Origin of the sequence: Microbacterium istanbulense (genome assembly GCF_037204145.1) — a bacterium.
GTDB lineage: Bacteria > Actinomycetota > Actinomycetes > Actinomycetales > Microbacteriaceae > Microbacterium > Microbacterium istanbulense.
Genome location: NZ_JBBDGN010000001.1, coordinates 386,949 through 412,912 on the forward strand (window position 1 = coordinate 386,949; position 25,964 = coordinate 412,912).

General features: G+C 70.3%; 28 protein-coding genes. 17 read left to right on the forward strand and 11 right to left on the reverse strand.

Going from position 1 to position 25,964, the window contains the following annotated elements; all coding sequences use genetic code 11:
• Window positions 1-92: 92 nt before the first annotated feature.
• Complete coding sequence (locus WDU93_RS01915; RefSeq protein WP_337316797.1) at window positions 93-782, reverse strand: GNAT family N-acetyltransferase; 690 nt, start codon at window positions 780-782, stop codon at window positions 93-95.
• Between the two features lie 66 nt (window positions 783-848).
• Here WDU93_RS01915 and WDU93_RS01920 point away from each other — a divergent pair, with 66 nt between their 5' ends.
• Window positions 849-2,318, forward strand: a complete 1,470-nt coding sequence (locus tag WDU93_RS01920) for a peptide MFS transporter (protein ID WP_337316799.1) — start codon at window positions 849-851, stop codon at window positions 2,316-2,318.
• Between the two features lie 64 nt (window positions 2,319-2,382).
• Window positions 2,383-2,886, forward strand: a complete 504-nt coding sequence (locus WDU93_RS01925) for a hypothetical protein (protein WP_337316800.1) — start codon at window positions 2,383-2,385, stop codon at window positions 2,884-2,886.
• A gap of 29 nt (window positions 2,887-2,915) precedes the next feature.
• Here the strand turns inward: WDU93_RS01925 and WDU93_RS01930 are convergent, their stop codons facing one another.
• On the reverse strand, window positions 2,916-3,587 hold the full coding sequence (locus WDU93_RS01930; protein WP_337316801.1) for an NADPH-dependent F420 reductase: 672 nt from the start codon (window positions 3,585-3,587) through the stop codon (window positions 2,916-2,918).
• A gap of 85 nt (window positions 3,588-3,672) precedes the next feature.
• Here WDU93_RS01930 and WDU93_RS01935 point away from each other — a divergent pair, with 85 nt between their 5' ends.
• The gene (locus WDU93_RS01935; protein WP_337316803.1) at window positions 3,673-4,113 is read left to right on the forward strand and encodes a MarR family winged helix-turn-helix transcriptional regulator; all 441 of its coding nucleotides are present in this window, start codon (window positions 3,673-3,675) and stop codon (window positions 4,111-4,113) included.
• Window positions 4,114-4,180: 67 nt separating this feature from the next.
• Here WDU93_RS01935 and WDU93_RS01940 read toward each other — a convergent pair whose 3' ends face one another.
• From WDU93_RS01940 to WDU93_RS01950, 3 genes are all read right to left on the reverse strand, one after another.
• Window positions 4,181-5,134: a serine hydrolase gene (locus WDU93_RS01940; RefSeq protein WP_337316805.1), complete on the reverse strand. Its 954-nt coding sequence runs from the start codon at window positions 5,132-5,134 to the stop codon at window positions 4,181-4,183.
• 121 nt (window positions 5,135-5,255) lie between these two features.
• On the reverse strand, window positions 5,256-7,265 hold the full coding sequence (locus tag WDU93_RS01945) for a M13 family metallopeptidase (protein ID WP_337316807.1): 2,010 nt from the start codon (window positions 7,263-7,265) through the stop codon (window positions 5,256-5,258).
• Window positions 7,266-7,303: 38 nt separating this feature from the next.
• Complete coding sequence (locus WDU93_RS01950; RefSeq protein WP_337316809.1) at window positions 7,304-7,828, reverse strand: DnaJ family domain-containing protein; 525 nt, start codon at window positions 7,826-7,828, stop codon at window positions 7,304-7,306.
• A 76-nt stretch (window positions 7,829-7,904) separates the two neighbouring features.
• On the opposite strand from WDU93_RS01950, the gene WDU93_RS01955 reads away from it, so the two are divergent.
• Both WDU93_RS01955 and WDU93_RS01960 read left to right on the forward strand, forming a co-directional pair.
• Window positions 7,905-9,476, forward strand: coding sequence for an HNH endonuclease signature motif containing protein (locus WDU93_RS01955; RefSeq protein ID WP_337316811.1), 1,572 nt, complete (start codon window positions 7,905-7,907; stop codon window positions 9,474-9,476).
• 35 nt (window positions 9,477-9,511) lie between these two features.
• Window positions 9,512-10,861 carry an MATE family efflux transporter gene (locus WDU93_RS01960; protein WP_337316812.1) on the forward strand — a complete coding sequence of 450 codons (1,350 nt, stop codon included), beginning with the start codon at window positions 9,512-9,514 and terminating at the stop codon, window positions 10,859-10,861.
• 9 nt (window positions 10,862-10,870) lie between these two features.
• On the opposite strand, the gene WDU93_RS01965 is transcribed toward WDU93_RS01960, so the two are convergent.
• Window positions 10,871-11,575 carry a TrmH family RNA methyltransferase gene (locus WDU93_RS01965; RefSeq protein ID WP_337316814.1) on the reverse strand — a complete coding sequence of 235 codons (705 nt, stop codon included), beginning with the start codon at window positions 11,573-11,575 and terminating at the stop codon, window positions 10,871-10,873.
• A gap of 63 nt (window positions 11,576-11,638) precedes the next feature.
• On the opposite strand from WDU93_RS01965, the gene WDU93_RS01970 reads away from it, so the two are divergent.
• Genes WDU93_RS01970 through WDU93_RS01995 form a run of 6 tightly spaced genes read left to right on the forward strand, consistent with a single transcriptional unit; the run spans window position 11,639 to window position 15,475 of the window.
• Window positions 11,639-12,907, forward strand: a complete 1,269-nt coding sequence (locus tag WDU93_RS01970; RefSeq protein ID WP_420064028.1) for an Nramp family divalent metal transporter — start codon at window positions 11,639-11,641, stop codon at window positions 12,905-12,907.
• 38 nt (window positions 12,908-12,945) lie between these two features.
• Window positions 12,946-13,263: a hypothetical protein gene (locus WDU93_RS01975; protein ID WP_337316816.1), complete on the forward strand. Its 318-nt coding sequence runs from the start codon at window positions 12,946-12,948 to the stop codon at window positions 13,261-13,263.
• The gene (locus tag WDU93_RS01980) at window positions 13,263-13,895 is read left to right on the forward strand and encodes a metal-dependent transcriptional regulator (protein WP_337316817.1); all 633 of its coding nucleotides are present in this window, start codon (window positions 13,263-13,265) and stop codon (window positions 13,893-13,895) included. Before WDU93_RS01975 ends, WDU93_RS01980 begins: the two co-directional genes overlap by 1 nt.
• Before the next feature lie 59 nt (window positions 13,896-13,954).
• Window positions 13,955-14,746: an HAD-IIA family hydrolase gene (locus WDU93_RS01985; protein WP_337316819.1), complete on the forward strand. Its 792-nt coding sequence runs from the start codon at window positions 13,955-13,957 to the stop codon at window positions 14,744-14,746.
• A 1-nt stretch (window position 14,747) separates the two neighbouring features.
• Window positions 14,748-15,317: a YdeI/OmpD-associated family protein gene (locus WDU93_RS01990; RefSeq protein ID WP_337316821.1), complete on the forward strand. Its 570-nt coding sequence runs from the start codon at window positions 14,748-14,750 to the stop codon at window positions 15,315-15,317.
• Window positions 15,314-15,475, forward strand: a complete 162-nt coding sequence (locus WDU93_RS01995) for a hypothetical protein (RefSeq protein ID WP_337316824.1) — start codon at window positions 15,314-15,316, stop codon at window positions 15,473-15,475. The genes WDU93_RS01990 and WDU93_RS01995 overlap by 4 nt, the downstream gene beginning before the upstream one ends.
• A gap of 24 nt (window positions 15,476-15,499) precedes the next feature.
• Here the strand turns inward: WDU93_RS01995 and WDU93_RS02000 are convergent, their stop codons facing one another.
• Together WDU93_RS02000 and pyrE are read right to left on the reverse strand one after the other, a co-directional pair.
• Window positions 15,500-16,402, reverse strand: a complete 903-nt coding sequence (locus WDU93_RS02000) for an ROK family protein (protein ID WP_337316826.1) — start codon at window positions 16,400-16,402, stop codon at window positions 15,500-15,502.
• Window positions 16,399-16,953 carry an orotate phosphoribosyltransferase gene (gene pyrE / locus WDU93_RS02005; RefSeq protein ID WP_337316827.1) on the reverse strand — a complete coding sequence of 185 codons (555 nt, stop codon included), beginning with the start codon at window positions 16,951-16,953 and terminating at the stop codon, window positions 16,399-16,401. The genes WDU93_RS02000 and pyrE overlap by 4 nt, the downstream gene beginning before the upstream one ends.
• A gap of 75 nt (window positions 16,954-17,028) precedes the next feature.
• Here pyrE and WDU93_RS02010 point away from each other — a divergent pair, with 75 nt between their 5' ends.
• Complete coding sequence (locus WDU93_RS02010) at window positions 17,029-17,565, forward strand: YbhB/YbcL family Raf kinase inhibitor-like protein (protein ID WP_337316829.1); 537 nt, start codon at window positions 17,029-17,031, stop codon at window positions 17,563-17,565.
• Window positions 17,566-17,574: 9 nt separating this feature from the next.
• On the opposite strand, the gene WDU93_RS02015 is transcribed toward WDU93_RS02010, so the two are convergent.
• Window positions 17,575-18,315, reverse strand: coding sequence for an IclR family transcriptional regulator (locus tag WDU93_RS02015; protein ID WP_337316831.1), 741 nt, complete (start codon window positions 18,313-18,315; stop codon window positions 17,575-17,577).
• A 59-nt stretch (window positions 18,316-18,374) separates the two neighbouring features.
• On the opposite strand from WDU93_RS02015, the gene WDU93_RS02020 reads away from it, so the two are divergent.
• The 3 genes from WDU93_RS02020 to WDU93_RS02030 are packed head-to-tail and all read left to right on the forward strand — an operon-like array spanning window position 18,375 to window position 22,267.
• Complete coding sequence (locus WDU93_RS02020; RefSeq protein ID WP_337316832.1) at window positions 18,375-20,576, forward strand: malate synthase G; 2,202 nt, start codon at window positions 18,375-18,377, stop codon at window positions 20,574-20,576.
• A gap of 9 nt (window positions 20,577-20,585) precedes the next feature.
• The gene (locus WDU93_RS02025) at window positions 20,586-21,431 is read left to right on the forward strand and encodes an exodeoxyribonuclease III (protein ID WP_337316833.1); all 846 of its coding nucleotides are present in this window, start codon (window positions 20,586-20,588) and stop codon (window positions 21,429-21,431) included.
• 8 nt (window positions 21,432-21,439) lie between these two features.
• Window positions 21,440-22,267, forward strand: coding sequence for an HAD family hydrolase (locus WDU93_RS02030; RefSeq protein WP_337316834.1), 828 nt, complete (start codon window positions 21,440-21,442; stop codon window positions 22,265-22,267).
• Between the two features lie 24 nt (window positions 22,268-22,291).
• Here the strand turns inward: WDU93_RS02030 and WDU93_RS02035 are convergent, their stop codons facing one another.
• Window positions 22,292-22,723: a VOC family protein gene (locus WDU93_RS02035; RefSeq protein ID WP_420064029.1), complete on the reverse strand. Its 432-nt coding sequence runs from the start codon at window positions 22,721-22,723 to the stop codon at window positions 22,292-22,294.
• A gap of 31 nt (window positions 22,724-22,754) precedes the next feature.
• Window positions 22,755-23,921, reverse strand: coding sequence for an MFS transporter (locus WDU93_RS02040; RefSeq protein ID WP_337316837.1), 1,167 nt, complete (start codon window positions 23,919-23,921; stop codon window positions 22,755-22,757).
• Between the two features lie 79 nt (window positions 23,922-24,000).
• On the opposite strand from WDU93_RS02040, the gene WDU93_RS02045 reads away from it, so the two are divergent.
• Both WDU93_RS02045 and WDU93_RS02050 read left to right on the forward strand, forming a co-directional pair.
• Window positions 24,001-25,278: a sensor histidine kinase gene (locus WDU93_RS02045; RefSeq protein ID WP_337316839.1), complete on the forward strand. Its 1,278-nt coding sequence runs from the start codon at window positions 24,001-24,003 to the stop codon at window positions 25,276-25,278.
• On the forward strand, window positions 25,275-25,952 hold the full coding sequence (locus WDU93_RS02050; protein ID WP_337316841.1) for a response regulator transcription factor: 678 nt from the start codon (window positions 25,275-25,277) through the stop codon (window positions 25,950-25,952). Before WDU93_RS02045 ends, WDU93_RS02050 begins: the two co-directional genes overlap by 4 nt.
• Window positions 25,953-25,964: the final 12 nt, after the last annotated feature.

A 25,964-nucleotide genomic window follows, 5' to 3' on the forward strand; every position in this document is an offset into this window, starting at 1 on the left:
AATGGTCGGATGCTGCGGGGAAACGCCCGTGATGACGGGCACGTCAATCCTACCGTCGCGCTCCACACGGCAAATCGGTTCCCCGGGCCTGATCACTCGGTGAAGAGGTATCCGCGTTCGGTGTCGAAACCGGCGATCCGGCGCCCCTGGGCGAGCTGCTGCTCGATGTCGGCGCGCAGTCGCAGGCGCCACTCATGTGCTGCCGCCGGGTCGCTCACTCGCATCGCCTCGACGTCGGACGGGATGGCGACCGTCGCGACGACGGCGTCGGATGCCGGGGGCTTGGCGATGTCGGCGAGCGCCCACTCGACGTCGAGCCGGTCGCTCTCGTCACCGGCATCCCCGCCACCGAAGATGCCGTACACGTTCACGGCGTAACCGGTGACGCGCGCGCCGAGCACGGTGAGGAAGAAGTGCGCGTTGCGGGCCACGAGCGGGTCAAAGGTCCAGGTGATGCGGCCGACCTCACGCGAGAACGCCCACTGGCGCTGGTGTTCCTTGAGCTCTCGTCCCCAGCCGCGGCCGCGGTACTCGGGCACGAGGGCGGTGATGTGCGAGTGCATCGCGCGGCGGCCCGGTTCGCCGAAGAAGGCGATGGATGCCCCGACCATCCGCTCTTCGCCGTCTTCGTCGTCGAACAGGCCGACCACGTAGTTGCCCGACTGCTGCAGCGCGCGCAGCGTGCCGGCGTCGATCACCCGCTCCGGGCCACGAATCGAATCGAGCAGGCCCTGGGCGGTGATGATGAGTTCAACGGTGTCGAGATCACGGATGGTTCGCACGATCCCAGTCTGCCCTGCTTGGACGCTCGTGCGCGATGTTCCACGCACCAGGCGTACCGTTGAGGGATGTCGTCCCCCGAAATCACCTCGGACAAGCCTGCTCACGACACCCGGTTCTTCGGCCAGCCGAGGGCGCTGGCGAACCTCTTCGGGGTCGAGATGTGGGAGCGGTTCAGCTTCTACGGCATGCAGGGCATCCTGCTCATCTACTTGTACTACTCGGTCGCCGAGGGCGGCCTCGGCATTCCGGAGGCGGTCGCCGGCGGCATCGTCGGCGCCTACGGCGGCGCCGTCTACCTCTCGACCATCCTCGGCGCGTGGCTCGCCGACCGGGTGCTCGGCTCGGAGCGAGTGCTGTTCGGCAGCGCGATCGTCATCGTCATCGGCCACCTCTCCCTGGCACTCCTACCCGGGCTCTGGGGCGTCGGCGTGGGTCTCGTGCTCATCGCGCTCGGCTCGGGCGGGCTCAAAGCCAACGCCACGGGTATCGTCGGCACGCTGTACACGGCAGATGATCCCCGTCGGGATGCCGGATTCTCGCTGTTCTACCTGGGCATCAACCTGGGCGCCTTCTTCGGTCCGATCCTCACGGGTCTGCTGCAGGAGAACTATGGGTTCCACTGGGGCTTCGGCCTGGCCGCCGTCGGCATGACCCTGGGCCTCATCCAGTACTGGTTCGGTCGCAAGAACCTGCCCGCCGAGGCCAACGCGGTACCGAACCCGCTGCCGCGCAGCAGCTACCGCACCGCGATCCTCATCGCCATCGGCTCCGTGCTCGCGCTCGTCGCGTTGGTGCTGGTCGGCGTGATCCGCGCCGACAATCTGTCGAGCATCGTGATCATCGCGACCCTTGCGGCGGCGATCGCCTACTTCACGCTGATCCTGTCGAGCCGGCGGATCACCTCGACCGAGCGGTCGCGGGTCTGGGCGTTCCTGCCGCTGTTCATCGCGAGCGTGGCGTTCTGGGCGCTGTACCAGCAGCAGTTCACCGTGCTGACGGTGTACTCCGACCTGCGCCTGGACCGGCACATCTTCGGGTGGGAGATGCCGGTGTCGTGGGTGCAGTCCATCAATCCGATCTTCATCATCGTGCTCTCCGGCGTGTTCGCCGCGCTGTGGACGCGCCTGGGCAATCGCCAGCCCTCCACCCCGGCGAAGTTCGCCCTCGGCACGGCGATCATGGGTGCGGCGTTCTTGCTGTTCATCCCGTTCGCGGGCGGCGGCGAGAATTCGACGCCGCTGCTGGCGATCGTCGGCATCCTCTTCGTCTTCACTGTCGCCGAGTTGCTGCTCTCTCCCATCGGCCTGTCGGCGGCGACCAAGCTCGCCCCGTCGCTGTTCCAGACCCAGATGGTGGCGTTGTTCTTCCTGTCGGTCGCGCTGGGCACGGCGATCTCGGGCTGGCTCGTGCAGTTCTACGACCCGTCGAACGAGGTGCCGTACTTCGCGATCCTCGGCGGCATCGCGATCGTCGTCGGCCTGGCACTCGGCGTCGCCGCGAAGCCGGTGTTGGCGCTCATGAAGGGCGCCCACTGACCCGGCCCGCTACTCTGAGCGCACACGCTCGTCTGCGGTGACGGGCAGGGCGAAGGGGGACGCCATGCGCACACGGATCCGGCGGTGGTCGGCTGTCGCCGGCGTCGCGACGCTCACGGTGCTGGTGAGCGGATGCCAGACACCGGGTCTCGTGGGCTTCCCGGACGGAGTCATGACCATGTGCGCCGCCCGCGACCCTGGGGAAGAAGTCGCTTTCGGCACGGTGTTCTCCATCCCACCCACCGGTCACGTGGTCATCGAGCAGGTCGAGACCAAGGACACCGGCGTCGAGATCATCGACGTCGTGGCCGTCCCGCCCGCGGTGGACGGCAGCCTCCTCGGCTCAGCCGATATGCCGCTCGACCCCGACCTGTGGGCGCAACGCACCGAACTCGAGGGCGCCGAGTACGACGGCGAGCAGACGGTGAACGTGATCATCATCGCGAGCCGTACGGGCGAGGCCGACGGCACGATCTCCGACCTGCGCATCGCTTACACGCTCGATGGCCAGCTGTTCGCCGACACGTCCTCGGCGACCTTTGAGATCCGCGACACCTGCGAGGGCTAGACGCCGGCGAGGGCGCGATGCCGGCGAGGTCAGTGGGCGCCGACGACGACCGCTTCCGGAACGGCGACGTCGGCATCCGCCAGTGCACGTCGCATCTCCTCGGCGTCGAAACTGCCGAAGAAGATCGGGGTGCCCGCTTCGAACACCGCGCCGACGGCGAGCGGACCGGCGAACACCGGCTCGAACCCGATCCGGTCGACGAGCTCCGTGACGGCAGCGACGGCCTCGGCGTCGTCGCCGGCGATGGCCAGCGCGCGGCGCCCGTCGGTGCTGCCACGGCGGGCGTCGTCTTCGATCTCGTGGTAGCCGATGTGGTTCAGCGTCTTCACCACGCGGGATCCGGAGAGATGAGCGGCGACGATCTCGCTCGTCCGGCGCGGGTCCTCGGAGACCTCCGCGAGCGAGCCGTCGACCTCGGCCCAGTGGTTCATCACGTCGACGACGATCTTGCCCTCCAGCATCGCGGGGTCCAGCGTGCGGTACTTGTTCAGCGGCACGGCCACCACGACGAGGTCAGCGTCGGCGACGGCATCCTGCGCGGTGTGCGCCGCGGCGCCCGGCGTGATGATCTCGGCGATGAGGGCGATGTCCTCAGCGGAACCGGAGGCGGCGACGTTCACGGCGAGCCCGGCATCCAGTGCGGCACGGGCGACAGCGGTGCCGACCCTGCCGACCCCGAGAACGGCGATCTTCGTGAGCATGCGCTCCTCCAAATGGTTGATACATCAACGATGTTGATATCACGATGATATCGCGTTTAGATGACATGTCAACTACACTGGCGGCATGGACACCGCGGCACCCCTCGCTCTTGACGCCTGGGACTCGTACCAGCGCATGCGCGCACGGTTGAGCGCCCGCATCGCGCGCGAGCTCACCGCGGCATCTGGGCTCTCCGAAGCTGACTACGAGATCCTCGGCGCCCTCACTCACGAAGACCGCCCCGTGCGCCCCGTCACCCTCGGGCAGTGCCTGGGCTGGGAGAAGAGCCGCCTGTCGCACCAGCTGCGCCGCATGGAGCAGCGCGCGCTCATCGTCCGCACCTCGTGCGTCGAAGACGGCCGGGGGCAGGAAGTCACCCTCAGCGCCGCCGGGCGCGACGCCTACCGCACGGCCAAGACCGCCTACGACGACGCCGTATGCCGCTACGTGACGCAGAGGCTCAGCGACGAGCAGCTCGTGCAGCTGCGTGGCATCGCCGAGACCGTGCTGCCGCACCTCGACTGACACGCGCTCAGCGGATGAGTGTGCGGCCGTCCGGGTCACCCTCGCCGATGCGGCGTCGCGTCGTGCATCAGTACACGTACTCCATGAGGTCGACGCCGAGCACGCGGAACGCGTCGTGCACGCGCAGCCGGTGCATGATCGACAGGTCGTCGAAGCAGACGGTCATGGCATAGGCGATGCCGGCGCGCGGCCCGGCGAGCACACCGGCCTCGGCGCGCACGCCACGACCGCGACCGGTCTTGTTGATGAACAGCAGCCCGTGGTCGTCGTAGTCATGCGAGAACGGGTCGAGTCCGGTCGAGGATGCCGTGAGCGAGAGGTCTTGGTTGAGGCTCAGCCACTCCGACACTTGAGCACTCACCGCCGGGTCGATCACGGCGGAGTTCACGAGCGCCGAGAACAGCGTGGCGAACTCTCGGGTCGTGCCGACCGCGACATGCGGGGCGTCGTCGAGTCCGCGGCGATCGCGGAAGTGATCGAGCAGCGCCGACCGAGGCATCCCCAGCGCCACCGTGCGCGCGCGGAGCTGGTCGTGACCGACGGCGTCGAGCAGCAGGTTCGCGGCGTTCGGATCGCCGGCGGCCGCGGCGAGCACCGCCGCGTCGATGTACGGCAGGGCGGGCACGCGCAGACTGCGCCACAGGCCGGCACCCGAGACAAGCTCGGCATCCGGGCGGTCGACGATGCCGAAGCGGTCGAGCCGCCCCGCCTCCATCGCCGCAGCGACCTCGACCAGCAGCGGCACGATGCCGAGACCCGCGACGGGCAGCGAGAGATAGTCATCGCCGACGAGCACCTGGCGACCCGAGTCCAGGTCGACCACATGCACCGACACCTGCGCCCCCGCCTCGGCGAGTTCTTCGAGCGTGCGCTCAGCCGTCAGGAACGACCTACGCCCGATCGCCGCCCGCCTCGGGGCACGCCTCGCACCCCGTCGAGCGCGACGCAGCGCAGCGCGGGATGTGCCTTCGAGCGGCTCGGGAGCCGCACCGAAGGATTCAGATGCCGGGGGTGAGCCCACACGGAGTCCTTAGGGGAGGATATGGCGGCCGATTCGATCGCCCGCCCCAGACGGGCGACAACGGACACCACCGCCAGCCTACCCTGCAGGCCGGATGGGCTCCGCTGCCGCCCGCGCAGGGTCACCAGATCGTGACGCGCTCCGCCGCGGGCAGGTGCAGCGCATCCGATTCCTGCACGTCGAACGCGTCGTAGAACGCGTCGACGTTGCGCACGATCTGGTTGCAGCGGAACTCGTTCGGCGAGTGCGGGTCGATCGTCAGCAGGCGGATGGTCTCGGCCTCGCGGCTCTTCTGCTGCCAGACCTGCGCCCAGCTCAGCAGCAGGCGCTGCACGCCGGTGTAGCCGTCGATGACGGGTGCCGGATCCTGGGTCCCTGAGCCTGCACCCTCCTGGGTCCCTGAGCCTGTCGAAGGGGCGAGCGACAGCGCGTAGGCCTTCAGCGCGATGCCGAGACCGCCGAGGTCACCGATGTTCTCACCGATCGTGAGTGCACCGTTGACGTGGTGCTCGGCGTCGAGCCCCACCGGCACGAGCGCGTCGTACTGCGCGATGAGCTTGCCGGTGCGCTCCTCGAACGCCGCGCGATCGGCATCCGTCCACCAGTCCTCGAGCTTGCCAGTGCCGTCGTAACGGCTGCCCTGGTCGTCGAAGCCATGACCGATCTCGTGGCCGATCACCGCACCGATGCCACCGTAGTTCGCCGCGGCGTCGCGCTCGGCGTCGAAGAACGGGTACTGCAAGATCGCGGCCGGGAAGACGATCTCGTTCATCAGCGGGTTGTAGTACGCGTTGACCGTCTGCGGCGACATGAACCACTCGTCGCGGTCGATCGGTCCGCCGACCTTCGAGACCTGGCGGTCGTGCTCGAACACCGTCGCCCGGCGGGCATTGCCCACGAGGTCGTCGGCGGCGATCTGCACGCCGTCATAGTCGCGCCAGACATCGGGATGACCGATCTTCGGCCGGAACGTGTCGAGCTTGTCGAGCGCTTTCTGGCGCGTCTCGGGGCTCATCCACTCGAGCGTCTCGATGCTCTGCCGGTACGCCTCGATGAGGTTGGCGACGAGCTCGTCCATCGCGGCCTTGGCTGCGGGCGGGAAGTGCCGCTCGACGTAGATCTTGCCGACGGCGTCGCCGAGCGCACCCTCGACCAGCGAGACCCCGCGCTTCCACCGCTCACGGATCGACGGGGTGCCCGACAGCTCGGTGCCGTAGAAGGAGAAGTTCTCGTCGACGAGGTCGTCGGTGAGGTAGGGCGCGAGGCCATGCACGACCTTGGCACGCAGCCAGTTCCTCCAGTCGTCGAGGCGATCGGCGGTGAGCAGCGAGCCGAGGCCCTCGAAGAAGCTCGGCTGGTAGACCACGAGCTCATCGAAGGCCGACGGGTTGGCGACAGCGACCCGCTCGCGCCACGGGGCGAGGTCGACGCCGACGAGTTGCTGGAACTCGTCCCACGTCTTGAGGTTGTAGGTCTTCACGGCATCGCGACTGGCGACGTTGTCCCAGTGGTGCCCCGCGATCTCGTGCTCGAGAGCGAAGGCGCTGTCGGCGACGGCGGCGGCATCCGCGACACCGCCCAGCGTCAGCAGGCGCTCGAGATGGGCGCGGTAGGCATCGCGGGTGGCGGCGAAGTTCTCGAGACGGTAGTAGCTCTCGTCGGGCAGGGACAGCCCGGCCTGCACCGCGAAGGGCACGTAGCGCTCGGGGTTGCCGGGGTCGGGCTCGATGAAGACGCCGATCAGGGCGGCGATGCCGTCGCGGTCCATGTCACCGACGGTGGCAAGGAAGGAGGGGATGCTGTCGATCGCGTCGACCTTCGCGAGCTGCTCGGCCAGCGGCGCGAGGCCGAGTTCGGCGATGCGCTCGGTGTCCATGAAGCTCGTGAACGCGTCGCCGACCTTGCGCGCGAGGGTGCCCTCTTCGGCATCCTGCGACTCCTCGATGATCGCGCGGACGTCTTTCTCGGCCTGCTCGGCGAGGAGGTGGAACGAACCCCAACGGGCCTTGTCAGCGGGGATCTCGGCCTTCTCGAGCCACTCTCCGTTGACGTGGCGATAAAGGTCGTCCTGCGGACGGATGTCGGAGCTGAATTCTTCTGTGGCCAGGCCTGCGGGCAGAACATCTGTCATGCGTCCACCCTAGACGGGGCTGCAGACGTGAGAGCGGGTCAACGCCTGCGGCGCCACCAGCGAGTGCGCGCGGGCTGCGCGTGCGCCGGATCGGCCGGCGCGGTGAGAGCGGCGGATGCGGCGGTGGCGGCGGCATCCCTGCGCTCCTGCCATCTCACGACCTCGGCATCGACGTCACGCGTCTTGGTGACGACGGGCGGGCCACCGCGCAGCTGCCGCCGCGCGTCGATCACGCGCAGGTTGAAGTCGTCGAGCACCGCGCGCACGTCTTCTTCACGATTCAGCGCATCGAGCTCATCATCGAGTCGGCGATCCTCGTCGCGCAGCATGAGCGCCGGCGGACCGAGACCGGTGAGGTTCTCGGTCTCGATCTTGCGACGGATCCACCAGTCGGGATCGTGGTGCGTGCCGAGCCCCTCGATGGGCTTGCCTGCGCCGGGCAGATCGTCGAACTCTCCACGGCGGATCGCGATCTGGATCGCAGTCTCGATGTACTCCGCCTTGTTCTGCGCGTTCAGGCTCGCGGGCATGCGCGGCTCTTCCGGTACGGGCTGGTCGGGCATGTTCTGCCTCCCCTCACTGTGCACAATCTTATCCCCAACCCTTCCGAATGTCGTACATATGTACTAAACTCGGATCATGGAACACATCGACCCCTTCGACTTCGAGCAGCGTGAGGCGCTGCTCGAATCCTGGGTCGACGTGCGGTCACGCATCGCCGCTTTGGAGGCAGAGGCGGCCGCACTGCTGGGTGAACGGCTGACGCTGATGGATGCTGAGGTCGCCGAGGCTCCGCGCCACCGCGACGCGATCTGGCGGTCGACGGTCGCCGAGTACGCAGCGGCCGGGCGCATCTCGAAGGGATCAATGGAGTACGCCTTCGGCGACGCCCTGCATCTGCGCGACCTGCCCGCTGTCGCCGCCTCGTTCGCTGCCGGGCGGGTGACCGCCGCGCACGTGCGTGAGATTGTGCGGGCGGCGGATGTCGTGTGCGAGGCCATCGTGAACGCCGTGGTCACACCCGAGACCCTCGGCCTCTACGAGGAAGCTGTGCTCGTCGTGGCGGAGTCCGACTCCCCCGCACGTACGCGTGCGCACGCCAGGCAGACGGCGACCGTACTCGCCGAGCAGACCGTCCGAGAGCGCCAAGAGCGCGCGTGCGGCGAACGCTCGGTGACGATCCGCTCGGTGGGCGACGGGCTGGTGCTGCTGTCGGCGGTGCTGCCGGAGTATCTCGCCGTCGCGATCCATGATCGCCTCACCCAGCTCGCGCGCACGGTCGTCGCCGCGCGCACCGACGCATCGGTCGCCTCGCAGGGCCAGGCTCCGACTCACGATGAGGCGGACGCACAGACGATCTTCGGCCCGAGCGACACGTTCACCCGCGATCCGTTCTCCGACGATGACGCCCTCTTCGCGGAAGAGCCGTTCGTGTTCATCGACGGAACCTTCGTCTCGAGCCGCGAGCTTCCCTCGTTGCAGCTGCGCGACATCACGCCGGAAGCGGGGCACGCCGGCGACCCGCTGGCGGCGGTTCCCGTCAGCAGTCAGGGCGAGATCGGCGGCGAGATCGGCGGGGGCGTCAGCGCCGACATCAGCGCCGAGAGCCAGGGCGACGTCGCGGCAGACACCCGCACGATGGATCAGCTTCGTGCCGACCTGTTCGCCGATCTGCTGCTGACATCAGACCCGTCGGCCGTCCAGGGGCACGCTCTCGATGGCATCCGCGCCCGCATTCAGGTCACGGTGTCGGCGACAACCCTCGCCGACCTCGATGACCAGCCCGCGCACCTCGACGGGCACGGCCCGCTGCACCCCGACATCGCGCGGCGACTCGCCGGACGCCACTCCGGGTGGACGCGGCTGTTCCTGAACCCCGCCGGACAGGTCACCTCGACCGACACCTACACGCCGACCGAGCCCATGAAGCGTCACTTGCGGGCACGCGACGAACATTGCCGCTTCACCGGATGCCAGGCTCCCGCCACCCGGTGCGACATCGATCACCAGCACGATCATGCTCGGGGCGGGCCGACGAGTCTCGACAATCTCGCCCACCTCTGCCGGGCGCATCACATGCTCAAACATCCCGACGTTCCGGCCGCGCATCGCTGGCTCGCCGCACAGGCGCCCGACGGCACCATCACCTGGCGCAGTCCGCTCGGCCGCACCTACGACGATCACCCGCCCCGCCGCGTCATGTTCGTCTAGGCCCGCCTGTCCGGACCACGCTCTAGGCTCGACCCGTGCCCTCCCCGTCTGCGACTCCCGCTCCCGGCGCGCCGTCAGGCCTCACGCTCAACCGCGAGATCCTGCGCCTGGCCGTGCCCGCCCTGGGCGCGCTCGTGGCCGAGCCGCTGTTCCTCATCGTCGATGCCGCTCTCGTCGGGCACCTCGGCACGACGCCCCTGGCCGGGCTCGGCATCGCCAGCGCTGTCCTGCAGACGATCGTCGGCCTCATGGTCTTCCTCGCCTACTCGACCACCCCCGCCGTGGCCCGCCGTTTCGGCGCGGGCAAGACCGGCGATGCGATCTCCGTCGGCATCGATGGCATGTGGCTCGCGCTCGGACTCGGCGCCGTCCTCGCCGCCACCGGAGCCGTCGCCACCCCGGCGATCGTCGCACTGTTCGGCGCCACCGACGCGGTCGCGTTCGAGGCCCGCACCTACCTCATGATCTCGATGTGGGGCCTGCCGGCCATGCTCATCGTCTTCGCCGCGACCGGCCTGCTCCGCGGACTGCAAGACACCGTCACCCCCCTCTGGATCGCGGGTGCCGGCTTCGCGGCCAACGCCCTGCTGAACTGGGTGTTCATCTACGGCTTCGGCTGGGGCATCGCCGGCTCCGCCTTCGGCACGGTCACCGCGCAGTGGGGCATGGTCGCCGCCTATGCCGTCGTCATCCGCCGCCTTGCCCGCCGCCACGGCGCCTCCCTGCGCGCCCAGCGGGAAGGGCTCCGCAGCAGCGCCCGCTCCGGCGGTTGGCTGTTCCTGCGCACCGTGAGCCTGCGCGTCGCCCTGCTCGCCACGGTCGTCGTCGCCACAGGCCTCGGCACCGAAGAGCTCGCCGGCTGGCAGATCGCCTTCACGATCTTCTCCACCGCCGCCTTCGCCCTCGATGCCCTGGCGATCGCCGCCCAGGCGCTCATCGGCAAGAGCCTCGGCGCCGACGACCGACCGCAGGTGCGCCGCGTGCTGCAGCGGACGGTCGCCTGGGGCGGCTGGTTCGGCGTCATCGTCGGAGGGATCATCGCCGCCCTCTCCGGCGTGATCGGGATCATCTTCACCGGCGACGCCGAGATCGCCGCACTCGTGCAGCCCGCCCTGCTCGTCCTCGCCGTCGCCCAGCCGATCGCGGGCGTCGTCTTCGTGCTCGACGGCGTGCTCATGGGCGCCGACGATGCCCGCTACCTGGCCATCGCCGGGGTGCTGAACCTCGTGCCGTTCCTGCCCGCGCTCTGGCTCGTGAGCACCTCAGGCGTCACGGGCTCGTGGGGTCTGCTGTGGCTGGCCGTCGCGTTCTTCGGCGTCTACCTGCTCGCTCGCCTCGGCACCCTCGGCTGGCGTGTGCGCACCGACACGTGGATGCACCACTGAGCCACGTGCTCAGGCGTAGCGGCGGCACCATTCGTACATCACCACGGCGGCGGCCGCGCTCGCGTTGATCGAGCGCGTCGAGCCGTACTGGGTGATCTCGATGTGTCCGGATGCCGCCTCCAGCGCCTCCGCCGAGAGCCCCGGCCCCTCCTGCCCGAACAGCAGCACGCACTGCTCCGGCAGGTCGGCCTTGTCGACGGGCACGGCGTCGCCGACGTTGTCGACGGCGATGATCGGGATGCCGGCCTCGGCGGCCCACGCGGCGAAGCCGGCGACATCCTCGTGGTGCACGACGTGCTGGTAGCGGTCGGTCACCATGGCGCCCCGCTTGTTCCAGCGCCGCCGCCCGATGATGTGCACGGTATCGGCGAGGAACGCGTTGGCGCTGCGCACGATCGAGCCGATGTTCATGTCGTGCTGCCAGTTCTCGATCGCGACATGGAACGGATGCCGCTGGGTGTCGAGGTCGGCGACGATCGCCTCCATCCGCCAGTAGCGGTAGCGGTCGATGACATTGCGGGTGTCGCCGCGCTCGAGCAGCTCCGGGTCGTACCAGGGGTCGGTCGGCCACTCCGCGCGTCCGCCCGGCCACGGACCCGCCCCGTACCCCGGCTGGCTCGCTGACCCGGCGCCGTCGGCGCTCGCTGAGCCCACGCCCTCCTGGGTCGCTGAGCCCACACCCTCCTGGGTCGCTGAGCCTGTCGAAGCGTCCATCCGGCCAGGCTATCCCGCCGCATCCCGTTTTCGGCGCACCTAAACCTCCGCTAATCTTTCGGTATGCCGAAATCGATGACGATCGCGGGAGCTGACCGCCTTCGTCCGCTGCGCCAGCGGACGCGCGGCCTCTGGCTGCTCGGCCCCGCCCTCGTCGCCGGAGTGGCCTATCTCGACCCCGGCAACGTCGCCAGCAACATGACCGCCGGCGCCCGCTACGGCTACCTGCTGGTCTGGGTCGTCGTCGCCGGCAACATCATGGCCTGGCTGATCCAGTACCTCTCCGCCAAGCTCGGCGTCGTCACCGGCCAGAGCCTGCCCGAAGTGCTGGGCTCCCGCATCCGCAACCGCTGGGCGCGCCGCGCCTACTGGGTGCAGGCCGAACTCGTCGCGATGGCCACCGACGTGGCCGAGGTGATCGGCGGCGCCGTCGCCCTGCAGCTGCTGTTCGGCATCCCCCTGCTGCTCGGCGGCGCCATCACCGGCGCCGTCTCGATCACCCTGCTCATGGTGCAGTCGCGCCGGGGTCCGCGCCCGTTCGAGCTCGTCATCATCAGCCTCATGGCGATCATCGTCATCGGCTTCGTCGCCGGCCTGTTCGTCGCCCCACCCGACCCTGCGGGCGTCGCCTCCGGACTACTGCCGCGCTTCACCGACAGCGGGTCGGTACTGCTGGCCGCCTCGATCCTCGGCGCGACGATCATGCCGCACGCCATCTACGCTCACAGCGCCCTCTCCCGCGACCGCTTCGGCGACCCGCGCGACCCCAATCCGCCCAGCATCCGCACCCTGCTCACCGCCACCCGCTGGGACGTGACGACCGCCATGGTGATCGCCGGCTCGGTGAACCTCGCGATCCTGCTGCTGGCGGCGGCCAACCTCGCCGGGGTGGAAGGCACCGACTCCCTGGAAGGCGCGCACACCGCTCTCGCCGAGGGCCTCGGCCCGGTGATCGCCACCCTGTTCGCCGTCGGCCTGCTGGCCTCCGGCCTCGCCTCCACCTCGGTCGGCGCCTACGCCGGTGCCGAGATCATGCACGGCCTGTTGCGGGTACGCATCCCGCTGCTCGCGCGGCGCCTGGTCACCCTCATCCCGGCGCTCGCCATCCTCGCCGCGGGCGTCGACCCCACCCTCGCCCTCGTGCTCAGCCAGGTGGTGCTCTCGTTCGGCATCCCGTTCGCGCTCATCCCACTCGTCACTCTCACCGCACAGCGCCGCACGCTGCGCGAGCACGCCAATCGCCCCCTGACGACGGCCCTCGGCATCCTGTTCTCGGCCCTGCTCATCGCCCTGAACGCGACATTGCTCTGGCTCGTGCTCACCGGGGCGTGACACCAGGAGCCACCCGGGCCCGCGGGTAGGCTCGACTCATGGCCAAGACTCCCGTCCGCGATGATTCCCAGGCGCGGCGCGCCATGCGCCTGTGCACCTGGATCGCCCTCGGATGCGCGGCCCTCGGCGTCGTGCTCATCGCCTGGCCGAACCTGCTGCCGCTGGGCAGCCCCTGGGTGCAGGTGGCGCTGGGCATCCTCACCCTCATCTTCGCGTTCCGCGCGCGGGCGATCGGCACGCGCGGCGTGAACGACTACGACGGCCGGCTCTCCCTGCTGGCCGCGCTCGCCGGATTCGCGATCCTCTTCTTCGCCGGCGGCGCCGTGTTCGCCATCCTTGCCGGGAGCGCGGGCTGATGGACTCCCCCGCGGCCGACGACTACCTGAAGACGGTGTACACCCACACCGAATGGCAGGACGCGCCGATCACCCCCTCGCAGCTGGCGGCAAAGCTCGGCATCGCCCCATCGAGCGTCACCGAGATGGTCAAGAAGCTCGCCGCAGCGGGCCTCGTCTCGCACGTGCCGTACGGCGCCGTGCGGCTGACGGATGCCGGCACCGCCCGCGCCCTCGCGATGGTGCGCCGCCACCGGCTCATCGAGACCTGGCTGGTGCGCGAGTTCGACTACGCCTGGGACGAGGTGCACGACGAGGCCGAGGTGCTCGAGCACACCATCAGCGATCGGTTGCTCGAGGGCATCGACGCCCGCCTCGGACGCCCCCGGTTCGACCCGCACGGCGACGCCATCCCGGATGCCGCTGGGCACGTCGCGCGCGAGGCGTTCGTTCTGCTCGCCGATGCCCCCGCTGGACACCGTGGGCGGGTGCTGCGCGTCGACGACCGCGACCCGGAGCTGCTGCGCGCCCTGGAGACCGCCGGCGTCGGCGTCGGCCGCGAACTCCGCGTGACCGACACGGCCGTCCTGCTCGACGGGACGGATGCCGCGCTCCCCGACGGCGCCGACGAGGTGATCTGGCTCACCGCCTGAATCTCACCGCCTGAATATCGCCTCTGCGCGCGTTCATCTGCGCCGCCTAGGCTGATGCCATGGCACATCGTGAAGAGATCGAATGCTGGCTCACCGACATGGACGGCGTGCTCGTGCACGAGAACGACGCCATCCCCGGGGCCGCCGACCTGCTCGCCGGCTGGGAGGCTGCGGGCCTGCCATACCTGGTACTCACGAACAACTCGATCTTCACCGCGCGCGACCTCTCGGCCCGCCTGCGCGCCAGCGGCCTGCACGTGCCTGAGGAGCGCATCTGGACCTCGGCGCTGGCGACGGCCGACTTCCTTGCCCAGCAGGTTCCCGGCGGCTCGGCCTTCGTGATCGGTGAGGCCGGCATCCTCACCGCCCTGCACGACGCGGGCTTCATCATGACCGAGACCGAGCCCGATTTCGTGGTCGTCGGTGAGACGCGCAACTACTCGTTCGAGGCGATCACCAAGGCCATCCGGCTGATCGACGCGGGCGCGCGCTTCATCGTCACCAACCCGGATGCCACCGGGCCCAGCGCCGACGGCCCGCTGCCGGCGACCGGGGCGATCGCTGCCCTGATCACCAAGGCCACCGGCAAGGAGCCGTACGTGGTCGGCAAGCCGAACCCGATGATGTTCCGCTCGGCGCTGAACAAGATCGGCGCGCACTCGAAGAAGACCGGCATGATCGGCGACCGGATGGACACCGACATCGTCGCCGGCATCGAGGCGGGCCTGCACACCGTCCTCGTGCTCACCGGCATCAGCGACCGCGCCGAGATCGAGAAGTACCCGTTCCGCCCCGACGAGGTCGTCGACTCCGTGGCCGACCTCGTGTCCGACGCCTCGCCCGAAGGCTGACATGGGCGCCCTCGACGACGGCGAGCGCATCAGGGCGGCGGATGCCGCGGCCTGGCGCGCCTGGCTCGACGAGCATCACACGCGCCCGAACGGCGTCTGGTTGCTCAGCGTCCGCGGCAACGCGGCCGCCGGCGTCGGTTATGAGGATGCCGTGCAGCAGGCGCTCTGCTTCGGCTGGATCGACGGCCCCGTGCGCACCTTCGACGATGAGACCGTGGGTCAGTGGTTCTCACCCCGGCGCCCGGGCAGCGGCTGGGCCGCGACGAACAAGGCGCGTCTCGTGCTGCTCGAAGAGCAGGGTCTGCTGGCGCCCGCCGGCATCCGCGCCGTCGAGGTCGCCAAGGCGAACGGATCGTGGACGATGCTCGACGGTCCCGAGGCCGGCATCGAGCCCGACGAGCTGACCGCCGCGCTGGATGCGAACCCCGCGGCTCGGGCGGCGTGGGATGCGTTCCCACCCTCAGCGCGCAAGCTCGGACTCACCCACATCGCGACGGCGAAGCGCCCAGAGACGCGCACCGCGCGCATCGTGAAGATCGTGGCGGATGCCGCAGAAGGAAGACGACCATGAGTCAGAACGACATCCTGTTCATGGTGCTGATCGGCATCGGCATCACCAGCCTCACCCTCGTGGCCGTGCAGTTCCTGCGCCGCCCCAAGCGGGACAACCGTGGCGAATGGTACGAGGGCCCGTGGGATGACGACGACCGTCCCCGCGGTGCGCCGTAACCCGCACACCGCGCGAGGTGCGAGTCAGCGCAGCACGAGCGCCGCGGCGCCGATGAGCGGCCCCTCATCGCCCAGACCCGAGCGCACCACGCGCGTGGCCTGCGAGTAGGCGTGCACGGCGGATGCCGTCAGCGCCTGCTGCACCAGATCGATGTAGTCGTCCGAGACGCGCGAGAACCCGCCACCGATGGCGACGACGTCGAGGTCGACGAGCGTGGCGGCATCCGCAAGCGCCTCACCGACGGCACGCGCCGACCGCTCGATCGCGGCCCGGGCGATCGGATCACCGGCTGCGGCATCCCGCGCGAGGTCTTCTCCCGTCGCCCCCGTCCAGCCCTGCGCCTGCGCCCAGGCGGCGCTGGCCGGCCCCGACGCGATCTCCTCGAGGGTCAGGCCGCCCTCGCGGCGCACCTGTCCCAGGTGGCCGGCGTTGCCGGTGGCTCCCGGCGCATACGCGCCCGCGAAGGTGAATCCCCCGCCGACACCGGTCGAGACGACGATGGAGAGCGCGGCCTTCGACCCGCGGGCGGCCCCGAGCCAGGCTTCGGCGAGCGCGAGTGCGCCGCCGTCGTGTCCGAGCACTGCCGTGACCTCGCGACCGACGACGGTGGATGCCGCACGCGCGACCGCATCCGCCAGCCGGTAGCCGCGCGCACGCGGCATGTTGACCGGGGTGATCGCACCGGCCGCGCGGTCGATGGGCCCGGCACTGCCGACCCCGGCTCCGACGAGCTCGCCACCCTCCGGCAGCGCGGCGAGCGCGTGCGCGACGGCCTCATCGATAGCGGCGTCGAGCGACGCGGCATCCGCCGTGCGTCCGGTCGGGCGTCGCGTACGGCTGCCGTCGACGATCGCGCCGTCCTCGGCGACGAGCGCCGCCTCGAGCTTGGTGCCCCCGATGTCGACCGCGAGCGCGTAGCGCGTCACTGCGCGTCCAGCCCCAGATCGTCGAGGTCGAAAGCGGCGAGCCACTGCAGACCCTCTGCCTCGATCGCGGCCTGGGCGCCAGTCTTGCGGTCGACGATCACGGCGACGGCGACGACCTCCGCGCCCTCGCGGCGCAGCACCTCGACGGCCTTCAGCGCCGACTGACCGGTGGTGGAGGTGTCTTCGAGCACGACGACGCGCTTGCCAGCGACGTCAGCGCCTTCGATCTGGCGGCCGCGGCCGTGGTCCTTGGGCTCCTTGCGTACGACGAACGCATCGAGCGGCCGCTCAGTGGCGACCGAGGCGTGCATGACCGAGTTCGCGATCGGATCGGCGCCGAGCGTGAGGCCGCCGACGGCCACGACGTCGAGATCACCGATGAGATCGAGCATGACCCGCCCGATCGCCGGCGCGGCCCGGTGGTCGAGCGTGAGCTTGCGCATGTCGACGTAGTAGCTGGCCTTCTTGCCGCTGGAAAGCGTGAAGTCGCCGTGGAACACCGCCTCTGCGGTGATGAGGTCGAGCAGGTTCTGGCGGTCGGTGGCAGTCACGGCATCCAGTGTATTCGGGCTGGTCGTGGCGTGACGGCTCGCCTATCGTGGCGATGACGGATGCCGGGAGGCCACATGTTCTCGTACGACCCCTATGCCGAACTCGACGCGTTGCGCCCCGTGCCCCCGCTGATGCTCACCAGTCCCGACTTCGAGGGCGGCGGCCTGCTGCCCCGCTTCGCGTGGTCGGCGGCGCGCGGCGGCGAGGACCGCGCACCGGCGCTCGAATGGTCGACGCCCCCGGCGGGCACCCGCAGCTTCGCGATCTCGTGCTTCGACCCCGACGCCCCGACCGGCTCAGGCTACTGGCACTGGGCGGCGTTCGACCTGCCCGTCGACGTGCGCGCGCTGCCTTCCGGCGACGGCACGACGGCGATGCTGCCTGCCGGCGCAAAGGTCATGCCGAACGAGGTCAGGTCCCAGCGCTTCGTAGGCGCCGCCCCGCCCGCAGGCACCGGCGTGCACCGCTACTTCTTCGTCGTCGACGCCCTCGACGTCGAGACACTGGGGCTCGACGGCACCGAGACGCCGGCGATCCTCGGGTTCAACCGGCACTTCCACACGCTCGCCCGCGGCGTGCTCATGGGACTGGCAGATCCGGCCGACGGCTGAGTCGAGCGATCACGCCTCGGCGAGCCGGGCCGCCGCAGCCTGCAGGGCTTCGACGACCTCGGGCACGATCGCATCCGTGATGCGCGCGGCCGGACCCGAGATCGACACCGCCGTCGGCGAGGGCAGCCCGGGCACCACCACCGCGATGCAGCGCACCCCGACCTCCTGCTCGCTGTCGTCGACGGCGAAGCCGCGGTGCCGTGACGCGCGCAGATCGGCAACGAATGCGTCGGGATCGGTCAAGGTCGACGGCGTGAACGACGGCAGCCCGGTGCGCGCGACGAGGGAGCGCACATGCGGCTCGGCCATGGCCGACAGCATCGCCTTGCCCACCCCGGTGGAGTGCGGCAGCACCCGACGGCCGACCTCGGTGAACATGCGCATCCGCTGGCGTGAGGGCACCTGCGCCACGTACAGCACGAGGTCGCCGTCGAGCACCGCGAGATTCGCCGTCTCGTGGAAGGCATCCTCCAGTTCGCGCAGCACCGGCATTGCGGCATCCGCCAGCGGCGGCACGGCGACCCGGCCCAGGCCGATCAGCCCCGCCCCCAGCGCATAGCGACGGTCCTCCAGCCGGCGCACGTAGCCGCGCCGCTGCAGGGTGCCCAGCAGCCGGTGCGCGGTGGGCACAGCGAGGCCGCAGCGGTCGGCGAGAGCGGCGAGCGTGTCCTCACCCTCGGATGCGGCGAGCGCCTCGAGCAGATCGAAGGCGCGGGCGACGGACTGCACGTCTCCGGTGGGGTTCGTCATGACTTCCACGATACGGAATTGCGACTCCGCAGTGCGAAGTTCTTTCTTACAGTGGCGACATGACCCCCGCCACTGTCGCCACTGCCACCCGACACGACCTCACGGTCGCCGAGCCGATCGCGGCCTTCGCCGAGGAGTCCCTGCTCGCCGCCGGTCTCGACGTCGAGGCCTTCTGGCAGGGCGTGAGCGCAATCGTGCACGACCTCGGTCCGCGAGGCGCCGCCCTGCTGCGCCGCCGCGACGAACTGCAGGAACGCATCGACGCGTACCACCACGCCTCCCCCGGCCTGCCGGACCCGGCCGAGTACCGCCGTTTCCTCCGTGACATCGGCTATCTCGCCCCCGAACCCGAGCCGTTCACGATCACGACGAGCGGGGTCGACCCCGAGATCGCGCGCACGGCCGGTCCGCAGCTGGTGGTGCCGCTGCTGAACGCCCGCTTCGCGCTCAACGCCGCCAACGCCCGCTGGGGTTCGCTGTACGACGCCCTGTACGGCACCGACGCGATCGACCAGAGCGGCGACCTCGCCCCCGGCGACGGTTACAACCGGGCCCGCGGCGACGAGGCCATCCGCCGCGGTCGCGAGCTGCTCGACACCATCGCGCCGCTCACCGACGGTTCCCACGCGGCATCCACCGGCTACACCGTCGACGACGAGGGGCTGGCCGTGGCGACCGCATCCGGCATCCGCCGCCTCGCCGACCCGGCCGCCTTCGTCGGGTTCGCGGGCGACCCGTCAGCCCCGACGGCCATCCTGCTGCGCCATCATGGCCTGCACATCGAGATCGTGATCGACCGTGCAGGCCGAATCGGGCAGACGGATGCCGCCGGCATTCAGGACCTGCTCGTCGAGTCGGCGATCACCACGATCATGGACCTCGAGGACTCCGTCGCCGCGGTGGATGCCGACGACAAGGCCCTCGGCTACCGCAACTGGCGCGCCCTCATGGACGGCACCCTCACCGAGCAGGTCACCAAGGGCGGGCGCACGTTCACCCGGCGCCTCGCCGATGACCGCACCTACCGCACACCCGCCGGCGGTGAGCTCACCCTGCCCGGACGCTCGGTGCTGTTCGTGCGCAACGTCGGCCATCTCATGCGCACCGACGCGGTGCTCGACCGCGACGGCGAGTGGATCTTCGAGGGCATCCTCGACGCGATCATGACCGCGCTCGGCTCCCTGCCCGACCTGACCGGACGCGGCGCGAACTCGCGCACCGGGTCGATGTACATCGTCAAGCCGAAGATGCACGGTCCCGACGAGGTCGCCTTCGCGGTGGAGCTGTTCGGTCGCGTCGAGCAGCTTCTCGGCCTGCCCGAGCGCACCCTGAAGATCGGCATCATGGACGAGGAGCGTCGCACCTCGGCCAACCTCGCCGCCAGTATCGCCGCGGCATCCGACCGGGTGGTGTTCATCAATACCGGCTTCCTCGACCGCACCGGCGACGAGATCCACACCTCGCGCCTGGCCGGCCCGTTCCTGCCCAAGGCCGCGATCAAGACGCAGCCGTTCATGCAGGCCTACGAAGACCGCAACGTCGCGATCGGCGTCGCCAGCGGCCTCGACGGCCGAGCCCAGATCGGCAAGGGCATGTGGGCGATGCCCGACCTCATGCACGACATGCTCGAGCAGAAGATCGCCCACGTGCGCACCGGCGCGTCGACCGCCTGGGTGCCCTCACCCACGGCAGCAACCCTGCATACCCTGCACTACCACCAGCTCGACGCCTTCGCGCAGCGGCAGGGGGCGACCGCCGCTGATGACACGAGCCTGAACACCCTGCTCGTGCCGCCGCTCGCGCCTGCCGGCGCCCTCACCGCTGAGGTCGTGGCCACCGAGCTCGACAACAACGTGCAGTCGATCCTCGGCTACGTGGTGCGCTGGATCGATCAGGGCGTCGGATGCTCGAAGGTGCCCGACATCCACGGCGTCGCCCTCATGGAAGACCGCGCCACGTTGCGCATCGCCAGCCAGCTGCTCGCGAACTGGCTGGAGCACGGCGTGATCACCGAGGCCGAGGTCGATGCGAGCCTGCACCGTCTTGCGGCCGTCGTCGATGCCCAGAACGCCGGCGATCCGCACTACGAACCGCTCGCGCATGATGCGGCATCCGCCCCCGGCATCGCGTTCACCGCCGCCCGCCGGCTGATCCTCGAGGGCGGCGTGCAGCCGAACGGCTACACCGAACCACTGCTGCACGCTCTGCGGCGGGCGAAGAAGCACGAGCAGCGCGCCGGTGAGGTCGGTGGCCGCCCGTAGGCTGGATGCATGCGTCTGGCCACCTGGAACATCAACTCGATCCGCACCCGCGTGGGGCGGGCCGTCGACTTCGCCGTGCGTGAAGACATCGACGTGCTCGCGCTGCAGGAGATCAAGTGCAAGCCGGAGCAGTTCCCGTACGCGCCGTTCGAAGAGGCCGGCTACCACGTCGAGGTGCATGGGCTGAACCAGTGGAACGGCGTCGCGATCGCCAGCCGTGAGCCGATGACCGACGTCGCGACGTCGTTCGCCGGCATGCCCGGTTTCGCCAAGGGGCATGAGGGGCCGGATGCTCCGCTCGAGGCCCGCGCGCTCGGCGCGACCGTGAACGGTGTGCGGGTGTGGAGCCTGTACGTGCCCAACGGGCGCTCGCTCGATGACCCGCACCTGGCCTACAAGCTGCACTGGCTCGACGCCCTGCGCACGGCTACGGCGGCCGAGATCGCCGCGAAGCCGGCGCAGCCGCTCGCCCTCGTCGGCGACTTCAACATCATCCCGTTCGACCACGACAACGGCGACCCCGACATCGTGGTGGGTCGCTCCACGCACGTCTCCCCCGCCGAGCGCGAGGCGTTCTTCGCCCTGGAGTCGGCCGGTGTCAGTGACGTCGTCCGCCCGCTGCTGCCCGAGGGGTTCACCTACTGGGACTACCAGCGGTTGAAGTTCCCCCGCAACGAGGGCATCCGCATCGACTTCATCCTCGGTTCACAGCCGCTCGCCGATGCCGTTACGGGGGCATCCATCCACCGCGAGGAGCGCAAGGGCGAACAGCCCAGCGATCACGTGCCGGTGGTCGTCGACCTCGACCTCGGCGGCGCGGATGACGATGATGATCTGCCGATGATCTTCGCCTGAGCGCCGTCATGGCTGTGCGGCTGATCGCGACCGACCTGGACGGCACGCTGCTCGACCGCTCGGCCGCCGACGGGTCGGGTGTGGTCACGCCGCGCACCCGGCGCGCGTTGGACGCCGCCCGCGCGGCCGGCATCGCGACGATTCCGGTGACCGCACGGCAGCCGATCGGCCTGCGGCCCATCGCCGAGCAGGCGGGCTTTGACGACTGGGCGCTGTGCGGCAACGGCGCCTACGGCGTGCACCTGACGACCGGCGAGCGCTTGTTCGCCGACGAGCTTCCCGCCGCGGTGCAGCAGGAGCTCGCCGCCGCCCTGCAGGCCGTGCTGCCCGACCTCGTGTTCGCCAGCGTGCAGGATGCCGGTGAGCGCTTCGTCGTGCAGGAGGGCTACGCCGACCTGGCAGCTTTCGCCGATCACAAGCGCGACCCGCGCCTCATGGGCGGCGTGCCTCTGGCCGAGGTGGTGTCGGCGCCGAGCCTGAAGCTCGTGATCCGGCATCCGTCGCTGCCCATCCCGGAGATCTACGCGGCGGTGCAGGCGGCGGGGGTGACCGGTTTCGCGGCGACCATGTCGGGGGCGCCGTTCGTCGAGGTGATGGCCGAGGGCGTGTCGAAGGCGACCGGGCTGGCGCAGGTGTGCGCGCGGCTCGGGGTCGACCGCGCAGAGGTGCTCGCCTTCGGTGACGCCCTCAACGACCTCGAGATGCTGCAGTGGGCGGGGCGCGGCGTCGCGGTCGCCAACGCGGTCGATGTCGTCAAAGACGTCGCCGATGAGATCGCACCGGCCAACGTCGACGACGGCGTGGCGCAGGTGATCGAGGTGCTGCTCGGGCTCTGAGCCCCGCCCAGAGCCCGCAGTCTCTCAGTTCTGGTCGCCCAGGAAGGCCTCGGGGCCCTGCTCGGCCGCGGCCGGGTCCATGTAGAGGAACTCGAGCACGTTGCCGTCCGGGTCTTCCAGGTCGCGCGAGTACATGAATCCGAGGTCCTGCGGCTCGCGCGGCTCGGAACCGCCGGCGGCGAGACCCTTCGCGAGCACGTCATCGACGTCGTCGCGCGAATCGCGGCTGAGCGCGACGAGCACCTGCGCGGCCGCCTTCGCGTCGACCACGGTCTTGTCGGTGAACGTGCCGAAGTATTCACGCGTGAGCACCATGAAGAACACGTCTTCGCTCCACACGACACAGGCGGCGTTCTCGTCGGTGAACAGCGGGTTGATCTCACAGCCGAGCGCCTCGTAGAAGGCCTTGCTGCGGTCGAGGTCGGTGGTGGGGAGATTCACGAAGATCTTGGTCACCACGACAGCATGCGCACCCGTGGGGCCGGTGTCAATCCCGCGCGGCGGGTCGCCGCAGACCGATCAGGGCGAGCGCCGCGGCACCGGCCGTGAGCGCGGCCACGGCCCCGAGTCCGGCCGCGACGACGGATGCTGTCGCCACCGCCCCCGCCACGAGCGGACCGCCCGCGTCGCCGAGCTCGCGCCCGAGCTCCGCACTGCCCATCGTGCGCCCCATCCGGTCGGCCGGCGTCGAGGCTGCCAGGTGCGAGAACGCGACCGGCGTCGCGGCTCCCACCCCGGCACCGACCAGCACCGCCGTCGCGACAAGGGCGAGCGGATGCGGCCACCCCGCGGCGATCGCGATGCCGGCGGCGATGAGCAGCAGCCCACCCACCGCACCGCGGCGCACCGAGAACCGGCCCCGATCGTGCGCCGCCCCGACCAGGGGCTGCACGACGCTCGAGAGCACCGCGAGCACGGTCACCAGGGCCATGCTGCCCACGGTGTCGAGCCCCATCTGGCGCCCGAGCAGCGGCAGGAAGCCCACCGCGACGGCGAGCGCCCCGGTCGTGGCCGCCAGCACGAGCATCGGCACGAGGAATCCGGGAGCGGTGAGCTCACGGCCGAGATCGACCAGCGTCACCCGCTTACGCGGCAGCACCGGCACGGCCGGCACCGCGAACGCCACCCAGGCGGCCGCGAGAAGACCCACGACGGCGAGCGCCCAGAACAGCGCCGGCATCCCGCCCCAGACCACCAGCACGGCACCCAGCAGCGGACCGAGGGCGTACCCGAGGCTCTTCCACGACCCGTAGCGGCCGAAGTAGCGGCCCCGCGACGAGTCGTCGGTGAGCCGGGCGACCGCGGCCGATGAGGCGGGCGAGAAGGCGGATGCCGCCGCGCCCTGCCCGAACCGGGCGACGATGAGCCCCACCGTGCCCGGCACGAGTGCACCGAGCACCGAGAAGGCGGCAAAGCCGAGCAGACCGGCGATGATCACGGGACGCACGCCGATGCGGTCACTGAGCGCCCCGAACAGCGGCTTGAGCACCACCTCGGCGAGGTCGTACAGCGCGAGCGTGAAGCCGAACGCGAGCAGCGTCCAGCCGATGTCCTCGGTCTCCGCGCCCAGCGCGGCGGCGATGCCGTGCGCGCCGAAGGCGGTCGTGAAGCCGGCGAGATACAGCGGGGCGAGGCGAGGGCGCGATGCGGTCACGATTGATTCTCCCGCATCCGTCCCCCGCATCCGCCCTAGGGGGGATGCCCGCGGCGACCTGCCGCCCTAGCGTGGAGGGATGCCGATCACGTCCGACTTCACGCGCACCCCGACGCCGCGAGAGCTGCGCGCCGACCTCATCCTCGCCGTCGTCGTGCTCGTGGGCGCGGTCATCAGCGCCGGGCTGTCGACGATCTCGCAGATCTACGGCGATGAGCAGGCCGCCGTGTGGGCCGCGCCGCTGCTGATCCTCGCCGTCTCGGCACCCCTCGCGGTGCGGCGCCGCTGGCCCGCCGCGGTGGCCGTGATCATCGCGGTCGCCTACTTCTTCGGGGTCACGTTCCGCGTGCCGGAGCTGTACGCGGGCAACATCGCCATGTTCATCGCGCTGTACACGGTGGGCGCATGGATGAACGACCGCCGCGCGGCCATGCTCGTGCGGGTCGGCATCATCACCGGCATGTTCATCTGGCTGCTCATCGCGATGTACCGCGACGCGATCACCGAGGCCGACAAGGCCGACCTCTCGGCCGGGCTGATGTCGCCGTACCTGGCTTACATGATGCTGCAGCTGCTGCTCAACGTGCTCTACTTCGCCGGCGCCTACTACTTCGGTGAACGCTCCTGGCAGGCCGCCGCCCAGCGCCACGTGCTGCAGCAGCGCACCCTCGACCTCGAACGCGAACGCGAGGTCACGGCCGCGCAGGCCGTCGCCCTCGACCGCGTGCGCATCGCCCGGGAGCTGCACGACGTCGTCGCCCACCACGTGTCGGTGATGGGCGTGCAGGCGGGCGCGGCACGCCTGGTGGTGGATACCGACCCGCAGCGGGCCAAGAGCATCCTGGCGGGTATCGAGCACTCCTCACGCGAGGCGATCAGCGACTTCCGGAACATCCTCGAGACGTTGCGCGCGCCCGGCGACGACAGCCTCGACGGCCGCACACCCGGCCAACCATCGACCGTCACCCTCCCTGACATCGCCCAGCTCGCGGAGGCCTCCACCGCGGCCGGCCTGCCGACCGGGTACTCCGTGATCGGCGATCCCGTCCCCGTGCCGGGCCTCGTCGCCGTGAATCTGTACCGCATCGCGCAGGAGTCCCTGACGAACGCCCGCCGTCATGCCGGCCCTGGCGCCACCGCCGATGTGCGGGTGCGCTACGAGCAGGATGCTGTCGAGCTCGACGTCGTCAATACCGGCCGCACCGTTCTCGCGCCTCGCGCCGGGCTCGGTCAGCTGGGCATGCGCGAACGCGCGGCGGCCTCCGGCGGCACGATCGACCTCGGGCCGCGACCGCAGGGCGGATTCCGGGTGCGGGCGCAGGTGCCGCTCGCGGCGATGACGGGGGGCCGCGCATGAGCATCCGCATTCTGCTGGTCGACGACCACGCTCTGCTGCGCACCGGGTTCCGGCTGATCCTCGAGACCCAACCCGACCTCGAGATCATCGGCGAGGCGGCAACCGGCGCTGAGGCGGTGACGCTCGCCGCGGCCCTGCGCCCCGATGTGATCACCATGGACGTGCAGATGCCCGACATGGACGGTCTGGAGGCGACCCGCCGCATCCTGTCCTCCCCCGGCGCCACCGCAGCGATCGCGATCGTGACGACCTTCGACCGCGACGACTACCTCTTCGCCGCGCTGGATGCCGGCGCGAGCGGATTTCTGCTGAAGAACGCCGGGCCCGAAGAGCTCATCGCCGCGGTGCGCGCCCTTGCCGCCGGCGACGGGATGCTGGCTCCGGAGGTGACCCGACGGGTGCTGCAGCGGTTCGCCGTCCCCGCACATCCGCCCGCCGATCCCACCGCACCTTCCCCGCGGACCCTGCCGATCACGCTCGCCGAGCCGTTCACCGAACGCGAGGCCGAGGTGCTCGCGCTCATGGCCGACGCCCGCAGCAACGCCGAGATCGCGCACGCGCTGTTCATCGGGGAGGCGACCGTGAAGACCCACGTCTCGCGCATCCTGCAAAAGCTCGGAGCCCGCGACCGCGTGCAGGCCGCCGTGCTCGCGCATCGTCACGGGCTGGCCTGAGCCGCCCTAGCA